This window comes from Streptomyces apocyni (assembly GCF_009739465.1).
GTDB classification, from domain to species: Bacteria; Actinomycetota; Actinomycetes; order Streptomycetales; family Streptomycetaceae; genus Streptomyces; species Streptomyces apocyni.
Map to the genome: position 1 here is coordinate 46,590 of NZ_WHOM01000068.1, position 14,629 is coordinate 61,218.

Annotated in this window: 12 protein-coding genes; 7 read left to right on the forward strand and 5 right to left on the reverse strand. The window is 71.2% G+C overall.

Going from position 1 to position 14,629, the window contains the following annotated elements; translation table 11 throughout:
* Positions 1–73 precede the first annotated feature (73 nt).
* Positions 74–1,090, forward strand: a complete 1,017-nt coding sequence (locus GCN81_RS24040; RefSeq protein ID WP_156726555.1) for an EamA family transporter — start codon at positions 74–76, stop codon at positions 1,088–1,090.
* Positions 1,091–1,112: 22 nt separating this feature from the next.
* The gene (locus GCN81_RS24045; RefSeq protein WP_156726556.1) at positions 1,113–1,952 is read left to right on the forward strand and encodes an endonuclease I family protein; all 840 of its coding nucleotides are present in this window, start codon (positions 1,113–1,115) and stop codon (positions 1,950–1,952) included.
* Between the two features lie 70 nt (positions 1,953–2,022).
* Here the strand turns inward: GCN81_RS24045 and GCN81_RS24050 are convergent, their stop codons facing one another.
* Both GCN81_RS24050 and speB read right to left on the reverse strand, forming a co-directional pair.
* A complete protein-coding gene (locus GCN81_RS24050; RefSeq protein WP_156726557.1) occupies positions 2,023–3,711 on the reverse strand; it encodes a thiamine pyrophosphate-binding protein in 1,689 nt (562 codons plus the stop codon).
* Between the two features lie 51 nt (positions 3,712–3,762).
* The gene (gene speB, locus GCN81_RS24055) at positions 3,763–4,737 is read right to left on the reverse strand and encodes an agmatinase (protein ID WP_156726558.1); all 975 of its coding nucleotides are present in this window, start codon (positions 4,735–4,737) and stop codon (positions 3,763–3,765) included.
* A 214-nt stretch (positions 4,738–4,951) separates the two neighbouring features.
* On the opposite strand from speB, the gene GCN81_RS24060 reads away from it, so the two are divergent.
* Positions 4,952–5,737, forward strand: a complete 786-nt coding sequence (locus GCN81_RS24060) for a phosphatase (RefSeq protein ID WP_156726559.1) — start codon at positions 4,952–4,954, stop codon at positions 5,735–5,737.
* A 15-nt stretch (positions 5,738–5,752) separates the two neighbouring features.
* On the opposite strand, the gene GCN81_RS24065 is transcribed toward GCN81_RS24060, so the two are convergent.
* The 3 genes from GCN81_RS24065 to GCN81_RS24075 all read right to left on the reverse strand — a co-directional run bounded on the left by GCN81_RS24065 (position 5,753) and on the right by GCN81_RS24075 (position 8,622).
* A complete protein-coding gene (locus tag GCN81_RS24065) occupies positions 5,753–6,613 on the reverse strand; it encodes an acyl-CoA thioesterase (protein ID WP_407698017.1) in 861 nt (286 codons plus the stop codon).
* A 40-nt stretch (positions 6,614–6,653) separates the two neighbouring features.
* Positions 6,654–7,811, reverse strand: a complete 1,158-nt coding sequence (locus GCN81_RS24070) for an acyl-CoA dehydrogenase family protein (RefSeq protein WP_156726561.1) — start codon at positions 7,809–7,811, stop codon at positions 6,654–6,656.
* Between the two features lie 202 nt (positions 7,812–8,013).
* Complete coding sequence (locus tag GCN81_RS24075; protein WP_156726562.1) at positions 8,014–8,622, reverse strand: SACE_7040 family transcriptional regulator; 609 nt, start codon at positions 8,620–8,622, stop codon at positions 8,014–8,016.
* A 109-nt stretch (positions 8,623–8,731) separates the two neighbouring features.
* Here GCN81_RS24075 and GCN81_RS24080 point away from each other — a divergent pair, with 109 nt between their 5' ends.
* From GCN81_RS24080 to GCN81_RS24095, 4 genes are read left to right on the forward strand one after another with little or no spacing between them, the layout of a single operon-like run.
* The gene (locus GCN81_RS24080; RefSeq protein ID WP_156726563.1) at positions 8,732–10,348 is read left to right on the forward strand and encodes a carboxyl transferase domain-containing protein; all 1,617 of its coding nucleotides are present in this window, start codon (positions 8,732–8,734) and stop codon (positions 10,346–10,348) included.
* Between the two features lie 19 nt (positions 10,349–10,367).
* Entirely contained in the window at positions 10,368–12,431 is a 2,064-nt protein-coding gene (locus GCN81_RS24085; protein WP_156726726.1) for an ATP-binding protein, read from the forward strand.
* The gene (locus tag GCN81_RS24090) at positions 12,428–13,384 is read left to right on the forward strand and encodes a hydroxymethylglutaryl-CoA lyase (RefSeq protein WP_197287757.1); all 957 of its coding nucleotides are present in this window, start codon (positions 12,428–12,430) and stop codon (positions 13,382–13,384) included. Before GCN81_RS24085 ends, GCN81_RS24090 begins: the two co-directional genes overlap by 4 nt.
* A 53-nt stretch (positions 13,385–13,437) precedes the next feature.
* Positions 13,438–14,604 carry an acyl-CoA dehydrogenase family protein gene (locus GCN81_RS24095; RefSeq protein ID WP_156726564.1) on the forward strand — a complete coding sequence of 389 codons (1,167 nt, stop codon included), beginning with the start codon at positions 13,438–13,440 and terminating at the stop codon, positions 14,602–14,604.
* Positions 14,605–14,629 lie beyond the last annotated feature (25 nt).

The following is a 14,629-nucleotide window of genomic DNA, read 5'->3' on the forward strand; positions in this document are numbered from 1 at the left end:
TAAGCAACGCTTCATTCAACCATGCAGACATCCGCGCTGGTGCTACATGGTCATCAGCCGGGATGCTCCACGCATGCGCCCTACACACATCGCCCTCGCCGTCGCCGTCGCCGCCGTCTGGGGTGTCAACTTCGTCGTCATGGAGATCGGCCTGGACCACTTCCCGCCGCTGCTCTTCTCCGCGCTGCGCTTCCTCGTCGCGGCTTTGCCCGCGGTGTTCTTCGTGGGGCGGCCGTGCGTGGGCTGGAAGTGGATCGTGGGTGTCGGACTGGCGCTGGGGGTAGTCAAGTTCGGGCTGGTCTTCACCGGCATGGACGCGGGGATGGGGGCCGGGCTCACCTCGCTGGTGCTCCAGGTGCAAGCGGTGTTCACGGCGCTGTTCGCCTTCGCGCTGCTTGGCGAACGGCCGGGCGGGGTACGGGCGCTGGGCATGGCCGTCGCGCTCGCCGGGATCGGGGTCGCCGCGTACGACGAGGGGCTCTCCGGCCCGCTGCTCGGCTTCGCCCTGGTGATCGCGGCGGCTGCCGCCTGGGGCGTCTCCAATGTGCTGACGCGCAGGGCCGCCCCGCCGGACGCGCTGAACTTCATGGTCTGGGTCAGCGTGGTGCCCGTACTGCCGCTGCTGCTGATGTCGCTCGCCCTGGAGGGGCCGGGCGAGATCGGCCGGGCGCTGGGCTCGCTGGACTGGGCGGGCGTCGGCGTGATCGTGTACGTGGCCTGGATCTCCACCATCTTCGGCTTCGGCGCCTGGGGTTGGCTGCTGCGCCGCCACCCCGCGTCGGCGGTCGCGCCCTTCTCCCTCCTGGTCCCGGTTTTCGGGATGTCGTCCGCCGCGCTGGTCCTGGGCGAGGGCGTGAGCGGGCTGCGCTGGTGCGCGGCGGCACTGTTGGTGGGCGGGGTGGCGGTGACGTCGTTGGGGCGCCGCCCGCCGACGGCCACACCTCAGAAGCTCGACGTGTCTATGACAACGTCACAGAATCGCCTCCCCGCATTTACACGACCGTGCCCTAGCGGTGCCACGCTCCCGGATGACGCAAGGTCAACTCGCGTAGACCCCACGCCCGTCGCGCCGGGTACGGGACACGCGTGATCCGGGAAAGGACGCCCCCCACATGCCCTCCCCTCACATACGCCCTGCCCCACTCCTGGCCACCGCCGCGGCCCTCGTCGCGATCGTGGTGCCGACCGCCGCCGCGGCGCCGTCGACCGCTCCCGAAGCCGTCTCCCCCACAGCCGCCGCCTACACCGACTACTACGCCTACGACGACTACTACGACTACTACGACGACGCGTACGGCGAGTCCGGCACAGCCCTGAAGAACGCCCTGCACGACATCATCGACGACCACACCAAGCTGTCGTACTCCCAGGTCTGGAACGCCCTCAAGACCACCGACGAGGACCCGGACAACAGCGCCCACGTCCGCCTGCTCTACAGCGGCGCCTCGCGCAGCAAGTCCCTCAACGGCGGCGACGTGGGCGACTGGAACCGCGAGCACGTCTGGGCCAAGTCCCACGGCGGCTTCAGCACCTCCACCACCCCCGGCACCGACCTGCACCACCTGCGCCCCACGGACGTCCAGGTCAACAGCATCCGCGGCAACAAGGACTTCGACTGGGGCGGCAGCCCGGTCAGCGGCGCCCCCGGCAACTACACCGACTCCAACTCCTTCGAGCCCCGCGACGCGGTCAAGGGCGATGTGGCCCGCATGATCCTCTATATGGCGGTCCGCTACGAGGGCGACGACGGCTTCGCCGACCTGGAGCCCAACAACCAGGTCAGCAACGGCAGCTCGCCGTACATGGGCCGCCTGTCCGTGCTCAAGCAGTGGCACCAGGAAGACCCGCCGGACACCTTCGAGCGGAACCGCAACAACCTGATCCACGACCTCTACCAGCACAACCGCAACCCGTTCATCGACCACCCCGAGTGGGTCGAGTCGATCTGGTAACCCGCCTGCGCCCTCACAAGCGCGTGAGGGCCTCACAGGTGCGTGAGGGCCTCACAGGTGCGTGAGGGCCTCACAGGTGCGTGGGAGCGAACATCCTCAGTACGGCCGGGAGCACCACGACCGAAGGGCCGGGCGCCGAGAGCGCCTTCGCCAGGTCGTCCGTGAGGGTCTCCGGGGATGTACGGACCGCGGGCACCCCGAACGACTCCGCGAGCGCCACGAAGTCGGGGCGGGTCAGGTCCGTACCGGTCGTGTCGTCGTAGGTGTCGGTCATGTACTCGCGGAGGATGCCGTAGCCACCGTCGTCGACGATCAGCCAGGTGACCGGCAGGTCGTGCTGGCGGGCGGTGGCGAGTTCGGCGACGGAGTACAGGGCGCCGCCGTCGCCGGAGACGGCGAGTACGGGATGCGTCGGGTCGGCGATCGCGGCGCCGAGCGCGGCGGGGAAGGCGTAGCCGAGGCCGCCCGCGCCCTGGGCTGAGTGCATGGTGTTGGGGCGGCGGGCGTCGAAGGCGGACCAGGCCCAGTAGGCCAGGATCGTCATGTCCCAGAAGGTGGGGGCCGGGTCCGGGACCGCGGACCGGATCGAGGCCAGGAGCTGTTGCTCCAGGGTGAGGTCCTGGGCGGCGATCCGGTCGCGGACGCGGCTGAGGACAGTGCGTACCCGCTCGGGTGCGGCCGGGTCGGGGCGCTGCTGCCCGTCGAGCGTCTCCAGGAGCGCGGTGAGCGCGAGTCGGGCGTCCGCGTGGATGCCGAGCGCCGGGTGGTTGGCCTCCAGCTTTCCGGCGTCGGCCTCGACCTGGATGATCCGGCCGCGTGGCTGGAAGGTGCGGTAGTTGGAGGACAGTTCGCCAAGGCCCGAGCCGATGACCAGCAGGACGTCCGCGTCTTCGAGGAAGTCAGTGGTGTGGCGGTCCTCCAGCCAGGACTGGAGCGAGAGCGGGTGCTGCCAGGGGAAGGCGCCCTTGCCACCGAAGGTGGTAACGACGGGGGCGTTCAGCTGCTCGGCCAGGGTGCGCAGCTTGCGTGCGGCGTCGGCGCGTACGACTCCGCCGCCCGCGATGATCGCCGGGCGTTCGGCGTGTGCGAGCAGGTGCGCGGCGAGGGCCGTCAGTTCGGGCCTGGGCGGCAGCTCATCGGGGGTCGCGTCGGGTGCGTTGACAACCGGAAGCTGGGTCGGCGCGGCCAGTACGTCCTGCGGGATCTCCACCCATACGGGGCCGTGCGGGGCCGTCAGCGCGGACTGCCAGGCGGCGGCGATCGCGGACGGGATCTGGGACTGGGTGCGGGCGGTGTGGACGGACTTCACCACGTCGCGGAAGGACGCCTGCTGGTCGCGGAGTTCGTGCAGATAGCCGTGGCGGCCGCCGCCGAGCCCCGCGGCCGGGACCTGGCTGCTGATCGCCAGGACCGGCGACGAGGCGGCCGCGGCCTCCTGAAGCGCGGCCAGCGAGGTCAGCGCGCCGGGGCCGGTGGAGAGCAGCAGGGGCGCCGCCTCGCCGGTGATGCGGCCGTAGCCGTCGGCGGCGAAGGCGGCGTTGTTCTCGACGCGCAGGCCCACGTACGAGAGCGCGGAGCGGCGTAGTGCGTCGAACAGGCTCAGAGCGTGCTGCCCCGGGAGCCCGAAGACGGTCGTGGCGCCGAGGCCGCGCAGGGTCTCGATCACCAGGTCACCGCCGGTGCGGCCGGGCGGCGGGTTGAGGGCCGCCTCGGTCTGCCGGGCCGTGGGCCTGAGCACCAGGTCGTGGTCGTGCGTCACTGCTCGCTCCGTACGTGCGGGTTGCCAGGGCCGTCCCTGGGGGCGTCTCCCCTAGCCCCGGCTCTCCGCGATCTGGCGGCTCATGATCGTGGTCAGCTCGTACGCCGTGTGCGAGGCCGCGACCGAGGTGATCTCCGCGTGATCGTACGCGGGCGCCACCTCGACGACATCCGCGGAGACCAGGTTGCACGACGACAGGCCGCGCAGGATCTCCAGGAGCTCGCGCGAGGTCAGGCCGCCCGCCTCGGGGGTGCCGGTACCGGGGGCGTGCGCCGGGTCCAGGACGTCGATGTCGATCGAGATGTACAGCGGACGGTCGCCGATGCGCTGGCGGAGCTGGTCCGCGACCTCGTCCACGCCGCGCCGCATGACGTCGGCCGAGGTGACGATGCCGAAGCCCATCTTCTCGTCGTCGTCGAGGTCCTGCTTGCCGTACAGCGGGCCGCGCGTGCCGACATGCGAGAGCGCCTCGGTGTCGAGGATGCCCTCCTCGACGGCGCGGCGGAACGGGGTGCCGTGGGTGTACTCGGCGCCGAAGTAGGTGTCCCAGGTGTCCAGGTGCGCGTCGAAGTGCAGCAGCGCGACCGGGCCGTGCTTCTTGGCGACCGAGCGCAGCAGCGGCAGCGCGATGGTGTGGTCGCCGCCGAGCGTCATCATCCGGGCACCGGTGGCGAGCAGCTCGTCGGCCGCGCCCTCGACGGTCTCCACGGCCTCGTTGATGTTGAACGGGTTGGCCGCGATGTCTCCGGCGTCCGCGACCTGCGCGAGCGCGAAGGGCGAGGCGTCCTGAGCCGGGTTGTACGGGCGCAGGAGGCGGGACGCCTCACGGATGGCGTTGCCGCCGAAGCGGGCACCGGGGCGGTAGGAGACGCCCGAGTCGAAGGGCACACCGACGACCGCGACATCCGCGCGCCCGCCGACCTCGTCGAGCCGGGGCAGCCGCGCGAAGGTCGCGGGTCCCGCGTAACGCGGGATACGGGAGGAGTCGACGGGGCCACGCGGCTGGGAGTAGGTGGGTGTGCTCATGGTTTCGAGCGTAAAACGGGGCTGCGGATTTCGTATTTGTACGTTCCTTGGAGGGTGGCGGGCGGATCTGGACACTCCGGCCAAGATTCGGCGCTCGGCTCCGCTCGGCTCCGCTCGGCTCCGCTCGGCTCCACTCGGCTCCACTCGGCTCCGCGCTGGTCCAGGGTTCGGGACAGGCCGGTCCGCCCGGTTGCCTGACGGCACAATGGACCCTATGCCGATACCAAGCCGCGCCGCCCTGGTCGACCATCTCGTCCGCACGCGTATCGCGGGCGCCGTCGCCACTCCGCGCGACAACAACCTCTCCCACTACCGCAAGCTGGCCAACGGCGACCGCAACTTCTGGCTGGGCCTGGAGTTCGGCGACCGCTGGTGTGACGAGCAGGACGTACTGGCGGTGATGGCGGAGCGCTGCGGGGTGAACGACGACCCGGAGTTCCGGCACGGCCAGGACACCATCGACCCGGAGCTGACGGTGGACGCCCTGGAGCGGATGGCGGCCCGGCTGCGCAAGGCGGCCGCGGGCCGCGAGCGGGTGCTGTTCGCGACCGGGCACCCCGGCGGGCTGCTCGACGTACACCGGGCGACGGCGGACGCGCTGCGCCGCGCGGGCTGCGAGATCGTGCGCATCCCTGGCGGCCTGACGGCGGACGAGGCCTCGGTCTTCCAGTTCGCCGACGTCGCGGTGCTGGAGCGCGGGGCGACCCTGTGGCACACCCACTCACCCGAGCCGATGAACGCGATCCTCGACGGCCTGGAGCGCGAGGGCAGGCCGCAGCCCGATCTGGTGGTCGCCGACCACGGCTGGGCGGGCCGGGCCGGGCAGCGCGGCCTGGACTCCGTCGGTTACGCGGACTCCAACGACCCGGCGCTGTTCCTGGCCGAGGCGGAGGGCACTCTCCAGGTCACGGTCCCCCTCGACGACCACGTCACGGACCCGCGCTTCTACGACCCGATGACGGCGTATCTGCTGGACGCGGCGGGGCTTGAGGTGCCGTAGCCGACTGGGGGGTGGTCAGCGCGGTACGCGGATGACGCCCTCCTGGATCACGGATATGGCCAGGCGTCCGTCTTGGGTGTAGATGCGGGCCTGGCCGAGGCCCCGGCCGCCGTAGGCCGAGGGGGACTGCTGATCGTAGAGGAGCCATTCGTCGGCCCTGAAGGGGCGGTGGAACCACATCGCGTGGTCCAGGGACGCGCCGACCACATCCCCGACGGTCCAGCCGCCGCGCCCGTGCGCGAGCAGCACCGAGTCGAGCAGCGTCATGTCGGAGACGTAGGTCGCCAGGCAGACGTGCAGCAGGGGGTCGTCGGCCAGCTTGCCGTTGGTGCGGAACCAGACCTGGGAGCGCGGCTCACGCGGTTCTCCCACCGTTGCGTACGGGGGCGGGTCCACGTAGCGCAGGTCGACGGCGGCGCGCGCGGCGAGCAGGCGGCGGGCGATACCGGGGTCGGTGAAGTTGGCGGCGTAGTGCGGCAGCGACTCGGCTGCTGTGGGCAGGGACTCGGGGTCGGGTGCCGCGGGCATCTCGGCCTGGTGGTCGAGGCCCTCCTCGTACGTCTGGAAGGAGGCGGAGAGGTGGAAGATCGGCCTGCCGTGCTGGACCCCCACCACCCTTCGGGTGGTGAAGGAGAAGCCGTCCCGGATGCGGTCCACCTCGTAGACGATGGGCGCGCCGGGGTCGCCCATCCGCAGGAAGTACGCGTGCAGTGAGTGCGCGTCGCGGCCTTCGGGGACGGTGCGGCCCGCGGCGACCAGTGCCTGGGCCGCGACCTGGCCGCCGAACACTCTGGGGACCACGGCCGATCTGCTCTGGCCGCGGAAGATGTCCCGCTCGATCCGCTCCAGGTCGAGCAGATCGAGCAGGGACTCCATCTCCTGGTTCAACGGATGCCCTAACGGATGCCCTGAGGCCTCAGAGGCCCATGTCCTTGGCGATGATCATCTTCATGACCTCGCTGGTGCCGCCGTAGATGCGGTTGACGCGGTTGTCCGCGTACAGGCGGGCGATCGGGTACTCGTTCATGTAGCCGTAGCCGCCGTGCAGCTGGAGGCACTTGTCGATCACGCGGTGCGCGACCTCGGTGGTGAACAGCTTGGCGGACGCGGCCTCGGCGGCGGTCAGCTCGCCGAGGTCGTGGGCCTCCATGGCGCGGTCGACGACGGCCTCGGCGGCGTCCACCTCGGCCTGGCAGGCGGCCAGCTCGAACTTGGTGTTCTGGAAGGACGCCACGGTCTTGCCGAAGACGGTGCGCTCCTCGACGTACGCCTTGGCGAACTGGATCGCGGCCTTGGACTGGGCGTACGCGCCGACGGCGATGGCGAGGCGCTCCTGCGGGAGGTTCTGGCCGAGGTAGGAGAAGCCCTTGTGCTCCTCGCCGAGGAGGTCGTCGACGGGGACCTTCACGTCGGTGAAGGAGAGCTCGGCGGTGTCGGAGGTCTTCAGGCCCAGCTTGTCGAGCTTGCGGCCGACCGCGTAGCCCTCGGACGTGGTGTCGACGACCAGGAGGGAGATGCCGTGCCTGCGGTCCTCGGCGGTGGGCGCGGCGGTGCGGGCGCAGACGATGACGCGGTCGGCGTGCACGCCTCCGGTGATGAAGGTCTTGGCGCCGTTGAGTACGTAGTGGGTGCCGTCGTCGGAGAGCTTGGCGGTGGTCTTCATTCCGGCGAGGTCGGAGCCGGTGCCGGGCTCGGTCATGGCGATGGCGTACATGCTGGCGCCGGAGACGAAGTCGGGCAGCCAGCGCTTCTTCTGCTCGTCGGTGGCGTAGGCCTTCAGGTACGGGAGGCAGAGGCCGACGTGTACGCCGGAGCCGCCGAAGGAGACGCCCGCGCGGGCGCACTCCTCGGCGATGACCGCCTGGAACTTGAACGACTCCTCGCCCGCGCCGCCGAACTCCTCGGGCACCTCGATGCCGAAGATGCCCAGCTCACCCAGCTTGTAGTAGAAGTCGCGGGGCGCCTGCCCGGCCTCGTACCACGCGTCGTAGACGGGCACGACCTCGGCCTCGATGAAGGCGCGGATGGTCTCGCGGAACGCCTCGTGGTCTTCGTTGAAAACAGTACGGCGCACGGAGTGCCTCCTGGGTCGGCTCGCTACAGAGATATCTGAGCACTGTCTAAGCGCTTGCTCAGACGAAGTTACCCGGCAGTTCAGCCGACTGTCCAGAGATCGGATCAGAGGCCCGCGTCACTCGGAGGCCCGCGTCACTCGGAGGCCCGCGCCACTCGGAGGCCCGCGCCACGCAGAGGCCCGCGCCACTCGGAGGCCCGCGTCACGCCGTGGCGGTGGCGGCCGCCGCGGTGAAGGCGCCACGGGCCAGCCGGTGCAACAGCGCGGCCATGGCGTCCCGCCCGGGCAGGGCGCCGGGACGGCCCAGGTGCGGGGTGGAGTTGAGCAGCCCGAACACCGCATGCACCGAGGCGCGCGCCTCGGCCTCGATCAGCTCCGGATAGACCTCGCGGACGGCCGCCACCCACAGCTCGACGTACTGCCGCTGGAGCTGGCGGACCAGCTTGCGGTCGCTGTCCCGCAGGCGGTCCAGCTCGCGGTCGTGGAGGGTGATGAGGGGACGGTCGTCGAGGGCGAAGTCGATGTGCCCCTCGATAAGCGAGTCGAGTACGACCTCGGGCGCGCCGTCGGCCTCCGCGACCCGGCGCTTGCCGCCGGTCAGCAGCTGACCGCTGATGCCCACGAGGAGCTCGGCGAGCATGGCGTCCTTGCCCGCGAAGTGGCGGTAGAGACCGGGACCGCTGATCCCGACGGCGGCCCCTATCTCGTCGACACCGACGCCGTGGAAGCCGCGGTCGGCGAAGAGGCGGGCGGCCTCCTTGAGGATCTGCTCGCGACGGCTGGTCGATGGCGCGGACGCACTGGTGCTCATGAGAATTCATTCTAGACAAGGCGGTTAGCGGTCGTTAACCTGAAGGGGCCGTGTTAACGATGATTAACGTGGCGGAAGCGACGTCGTACGCGCAAAGGGGCTCGAGACGATGCAGCAGGCACCGCGGCTGACGAGTGGGGCTGACCCCGCGTCGGAGGCCTGGTCGACCAACGAGGCGGCACACCGCGCACTGGTGGACCAGCTGCGCGACAAGCTGGCCGCGGCCCGGCTCGGCGGGGGCGAGAAGGCCCGCGCCCGCCATGTGGCGCGCGGCAAGCTGCTGCCCCGGGACCGTGTCGACGCCCTGCTCGACCCCGGCTCGCCCTTCCTGGAGCTGGCGCCGCTCGCGGCGGACGGGATGTACGACGGAGGCGCGCCCGCCGCCGGAGTGATCGCCGGTATCGGCCGGGTCTCCGGGCGCGAGTGCGTGATCGTCGCCAATGACGCCACCGTCAAGGGCGGCACGTACTACCCGATGACGGTCAAGAAGCACCTGCGCGCCCAGGCGGTCGCCCTGGAGAACCGCCTCCCGTGCCTGTATCTGGTGGACTCCGGCGGCGCCTTCCTGCCCATGCAGGACGAGGTCTTCCCCGACCGTGAGCACTTCGGGCGGATCTTCTACAACCAGGCGCGGATGTCCGGCGCCGGAATCCCGCAGATCGCCGCCGTGCTCGGCTCCTGCACGGCGGGCGGGGCCTACGTCCCGGCGATGAGCGACGAAGCCGTGATCGTCCGCAATCAGGGCACCATCTTCCTGGGCGGCCCGCCCCTGGTGAAGGCCGCCACCGGCGAGGTGGTGACCGCCGAGGAGCTGGGCGGCGGCGAGGTCCACTCCCGTACGTCCGGGGTCACCGACCACCTCGCCGAGGACGACGCCCACGCCCTGCGCATCGTGCGGAACATCGTCGCGACGCTTCCCGAGCGCGGCCCGCTCCCCTGGACCACCCAGCCCGTCGAGGACCCCAAGGCCGACCCCCAGGGCCTCTACGGCGCGGTGCCCGCCGACTCCCGGACCCCCTATGACGTGCGCGAGGTCATCGCGCGCGTCGTCGACGGCTCCCGCTTCCAGGAGTTCAAGGCCGAGTACGGCACCACGCTGGTCACCGGCTTCGCACACATCCACGGCCACCCGGTCGGCATCATCGCCAACAACGGCATCCTGTTCTCCGAGTCCGCCCAGAAGGGCGCGCACTTCATCGAGCTGTGCGACCAGCGCGGCATCCCGCTGCTCTTCCTGCAGAACATCTCCGGCTTCATGGTCGGCCGGGACTACGAAGCGGGCGGTATCGCCAAGCACGGCGCCAAGATGGTGACGGCCGTGGCCTGCGCCCGGGTGCCGAAGCTGACCGTCGTCATCGGCGGCTCGTACGGCGCGGGCAACTACTCGATGTGCGGGCGCGCCTATTCCCCCCGCTTCCTGTGGATGTGGCCGAACGCCAAGATCTCCGTGATGGGCGGCGAGCAGGCCGCCTCGGTCCTGGCGACGGTCAAGCGGGACCAGCTGGAGGCGCGAGGGGAGTCCTGGCCCACGGAGGCCGAGGAGGAGTTCAAGGCTCCGATCCGGGACCAGTACGAGTCGCAGGGGAACGCCTACTACGCCACCGCCCGGCTCTGGGACGACGGCGTGATCGACCCGCTGGAGACCCGGCAGGTCCTCGGACTCGCCCTGACCGCTTGTGCCAACGCCCCGCTGGGTGAGCCCGGCTTCGGCGTCTTCCGGATGTGAGGGACCTTCCACGATGACGATGTTCGACACAGTGCTGGTCGCCAACCGGGGCGAGATCGCGGTCCGGGTCATCCGCACCCTGCGGGCTCTCGGGGTGCGCTCGGTGGCCGTGTTCAGCGACGCGGACGCCGACGCCCGGCATGTGCGCGAGGCGGACACCGCGGTACGGATCGGGCCCGCTCCGGCCGCCGAGAGCTATCTGTCCATCGAGCGGCTGCTTGACGCGGCCGCCCGCACCGGGGCGCGGGCGGTGCACCCGGGGTACGGCTTCCTCGCGGAGAACGCCACGTTCGCGCGGGCCTGCGAGGAGGCGGGGCTCGCCTTCGTCGGTCCGCCCGGCTCCGCGATCGAGCTGATGGGCGACAAGATCCGCGCCAAGGAGACGGTGCGGGCCGCGGGAGTGCCGGTGGTGCCGGGCTCGTCGGGCAGCGGCCTGACCGACACCGAACTGGCCGACGCGGCACGGGAGATCGGCATGCCGGTGCTGCTGAAGCCCTCCGCGGGCGGCGGCGGCAAGGGGATGCGGCTGACCCGGGTCGAGTCGGCACTCCTGGACGAGATCGCGGCCGCCCGACGGGAGGCCCGCGCCTCCTTCGGGGATGACACGCTGCTGGTCGAGCGGTGGATCGACCGTCCCCGGCACATCGAGATCCAGGTCCTGGCGGACGGGCACGGAAACGTGATCCACCTCGGCGAGCGCGAGTGCTCACTCCAGCGCCGCCACCAGAAGATCATCGAGGAGGCCCCCTCGGTCCTGCTCGACGAGACCACCCGGGCGGCGATGGGCGAGGCGGGGGTGCAGGCCGCGCGCTCCTGTGGGTACCGGGGCGCGGGCACGGTGGAGTTCATCGTGCCGGGCAACGACCCGTCGGCGTACTACTTCATGGAGATGAACACCCGCCTCCAGGTCGAGCACCCGGTGACGGAACTGATCACCGGCCTTGACCTGGTGGAGTGGCAGTTGCGCGTCGCCGCGGGCGAGAAACTGCCGTACGGGCAGCGGGACATCACCCTGACCGGGCACGCCGTGGAGGCCCGTATCTGCGCCGAGGACCCCGCGCGCGGATTCCTGCCGTCCGGCGGCACGGTCCTGGCCCTGCGTGAACCCCAGGGCGACGGCGTGCGCACCGACTCGGGCCTCTCGCAGGGCACGGAGGTCGGCAGCCTCTACGACCCGATGCTGTCGAAGGTCATCGCCTACGGTCCGGACCGCGCGTCGGCGCTGCGCGGGCTGCGGGCCGCGCTGGCGGACACGGTGACGCTCGGGGTGTCGACCAACGCGGGCTTTCTGCGGAGGCTGCTGGCCCACCCGGACGTGGTGTCGGGTGACCTGGACACCGGTCTCGTCGAGCGGGACGTGGACTCCCTGGTGGACGCCTCGGTGCCGGACGAGGTGTACGCGGCGGCGGCGCTGCTGCGGCAGGCGGCCCTCGCGCCTTCGGCTTCCGGCGCGTCCAGCGCGTCCGGTGCGTCCGGGTGGGCCGATCCGTTCGGGGCGGCCAGCGGGTGGCGGCTCGGCGGGACGCCCGCGTGGACGGTGCACCATGTCCGTGTTCCGGGGCACGACCCGCGGCCGGTGCGGCTGCGCGGCACGGCGCCGGACTTCCAGCTGCTGCTCGGCGACGGGGCCGCTCCCGCCCACGCCCGCCTCGTCACTGTCAGCCCCGCCGGGGTCACCATCGAACTGGACGGCGTCACGCACACCTTCAGCCGGGCCGACGCCCCGGACGGGATCTGGCTCGGCCGGGACGGCAACGCCTGGCACCTTCAGGACCACGACCCCGTCGAGGCCGCGCTCACCGGCGCCGCACACGCCGGCGCCGACACCCTGGCCGCGCCGATGCCCGGCACGGTCACCGTGGTCAAGGTGGCGGTCGGGGACACGGTGGACGCCGGGCAGAGCCTGCTCGTCGTCGAGGCGATGAAGATGGAGCACGTCATCTCCGCGCCGCACGCCGGGACGGTCGCCGAGATCGACGTCATCCCGGGCTCCACCGTCGCTATGGACCAGGTACTGGCCGTCGTCACCCCGCACGAGGACCACGAGGCGGAGACCGCGCGCAAGGAGGAGGCCCCCGCATGACCCACACCGCCCTGCCCATGGTCGTCCCGGCCCCGGGCCTCCCGCACCGCGTACGCATCCACGAAGTAGGCCCGCGCGACGGCCTGCAGAACGAACAGTCCACCGTCCCCACCGAGGTCAAGGCGGAGTTCATCCACCGCCTCGCCGCGGCCGGGCTGACCACGATCGAGGCCACCAGCTTCGTCCACCCCAAGTGGGTGCCCCAACTGGCCGACGCCGAGCGCCTCTTCCCCCTCCTCGATGACATCGAGGACGTGGCCCTGCCCGTCCTGGTGCCCAACGACCGCGGCCTGGACCGGGCCCTGGCACTCGGGGCACGCCAGATCGCGGTGTTCGGCTCCGCGACCGAGGCGTTCGCCCGGCGCAACCTCAACCGCACGGTCGCCGAGTCCCTCGCCATGTTCGAGCCGGTGGTGGCCCGCGCCAAGGCCGAGCGGGTGCGGGTGCGCGGCTATCTCTCGATGTGCTTCGGCGACCCGTGGGAAGGCGCGGTCCCGGTCCCTCAGGTCGTCCGGGTGGCCAAGGCTCTGCTGGACCTCGGCTGTGACGAGCTGAGCCTCGGCGACACCATCGGCGTCGCGACCCCCGGCCACGTACGGGCGCTGCTCACCGAGCTGGGCGACCAGGGCGTACCCACCGACGCCATCGCCGTGCACTTCCACGACACCTACGGCCAGGCGCTCGCCAACACCCTGGCCGCGCTGGAGCACGGCGTGAGCACGGTGGACGCGTCGGCGGGCGGCCTCGGCGGCTGCCCGTACGCCCAGAGCGCCACGGGGAACCTCGCCACCGAGGATCTCGTATGGATGCTGCACGGCCTCGGCATCGAGACCGGGGTCGACCTGCGCCAGCTCACCGCCACCAGCGCGTGGCTGGCCGACCAGCTGGGCCGCCCCAGCCCCTCCCGTACGGTCCGCGCCCTCACTGGGGCGCCCGAGACCACCACCACTTAGTCCCCGTCCCACAAGGACGACACGGACGACGAGGACGACAAGGAGTCCTGACCATGGCGCTCGATCACCGCCTCACCCCCGAACACGAGGAACTCCGCCGCACGGTGGAGGAGTTCGCCCACGACGTCGTCGCCCCCAAGATCGGCGACTTCTACGAACGCCACGAGTTCCCGTACGAGATCGTCCGCGAGATGGGCCGCATGGGCCTGTTCGGCCTGCCCTTCCCCGAGGAGTACGGCGGGATGGGCGGCGACTACCTGGCGCTTGGCCTGGCGCTCGAAGAGCTCGCCCGGGTCGACTCGTCCATCGCCATCACCCTGGAGGCCGGTGTCTCGCTCGGCGCGATGCCGATCTACCGCTTCGGTACCGAGGAGCAGAAGCGCCAGTGGCTCCCCCGGATGTGCGCGGGCGAGATGCTGGGCGCGTTCGGCCTCACCGAGCCGGAGTGCGGCTCGGACGCGGGCGGCACCCGCACCACGGCCGTCCTGGACGAGGCGACCAGGGAATGGGTGATCAACGGCAGCAAGTGCTTCATCACCAACTCCGGTACGGACATCACCGGTCTGGTGACGGTCACCGCGGTCACCGGCCGCAAGGAGGACGGCGCCCCCCGCATCTCCTCGATCATCGTGCCCTCCGGCACCCCCGGCTTCACCGTCGCCGCCCCGTACTCCAAGGTCGGCTGGAACGCCTCGGACACCCGCGAACTGTCCTTCTCCGACGTCCGCGTCCCGGCCGCCAACCTCGTCGGCGCGGAGGGCCGCGGCTACGCCCAGTTCCTCCAGATCCTCGACGAGGGCCGCATCGCCATCTCGGCCCTGGCCACCGGCCTCGCCCAGGGCTGCGTCGACGAGTCCCTGAAGTACGCCAAGGAGCGCCACGCCTTCGGCCGCCCGATCGGCACCAACCAGGCCATCCAGTTCAAGCTGGCCGACATGGAGATGAACGCCTACACCGCCCGCCTCGCCTGGCGCGACGCCGCGTCCCGCCTGGTCAACGGCGAACCCTTCAAGAAGCAGGCGGCCCTGGCCAAGCTCCACTCATCCACCATCGCGGTCGACAACGCCCGCGAGGCGACCCAGATCCACGGCGGCTACGGCTTTATGAACGAGTACCCGGTGGCCCGTATGTGGCGGGACTCCAAGATCCTCGAAATCGGCGAGGGCACCAGCGAGGTCCAGCGCATGCTGATCGCCAGGGAGATGGGCCTGTCCAGCTGAGCGCCCGCTGGCTTCGTCATCTCGG

Excerpts from the sequence above, each read along its gene's own strand:
- GCN81_RS24040 (WP_156726555.1), top strand. The coding sequence starts at position 74 with ATGCGCCCTACACACATCGCCCTCGCCGTCGCCGTCGCCGCCGTCTGG.
- GCN81_RS24045 (WP_156726556.1), top strand. The coding sequence starts at position 1,113 with ATGCCCTCCCCTCACATACGCCCTGCCCCACTCCTGGCCACCGCCGCG.
- speB (WP_156726558.1), bottom strand. The coding sequence starts at position 4,737 with ATGAGCACACCCACCTACTCCCAGCCGCGTGGCCCCGTCGACTCCTCC.
- GCN81_RS24060 (WP_156726559.1), top strand. The coding sequence starts at position 4,952 with ATGCCGATACCAAGCCGCGCCGCCCTGGTCGACCATCTCGTCCGCACG.
- GCN81_RS24065 (WP_407698017.1), bottom strand. The coding sequence starts at position 6,613 with ATGGAGTCCCTGCTCGATCTGCTCGACCTGGAGCGGATCGAGCGGGAC.
- GCN81_RS24075 (WP_156726562.1), bottom strand. The coding sequence starts at position 8,622 with ATGAGCACCAGTGCGTCCGCGCCATCGACCAGCCGTCGCGAGCAGATC.
- GCN81_RS24080 (WP_156726563.1), top strand. The coding sequence starts at position 8,732 with ATGCAGCAGGCACCGCGGCTGACGAGTGGGGCTGACCCCGCGTCGGAG.
- GCN81_RS24085 (WP_156726726.1), top strand. The coding sequence starts at position 10,368 with ATGTTCGACACAGTGCTGGTCGCCAACCGGGGCGAGATCGCGGTCCGG.
- GCN81_RS24090 (WP_197287757.1), top strand. The coding sequence starts at position 12,428 with ATGACCCACACCGCCCTGCCCATGGTCGTCCCGGCCCCGGGCCTCCCG.
- GCN81_RS24095 (WP_156726564.1), top strand. The coding sequence starts at position 13,438 with ATGGCGCTCGATCACCGCCTCACCCCCGAACACGAGGAACTCCGCCGC.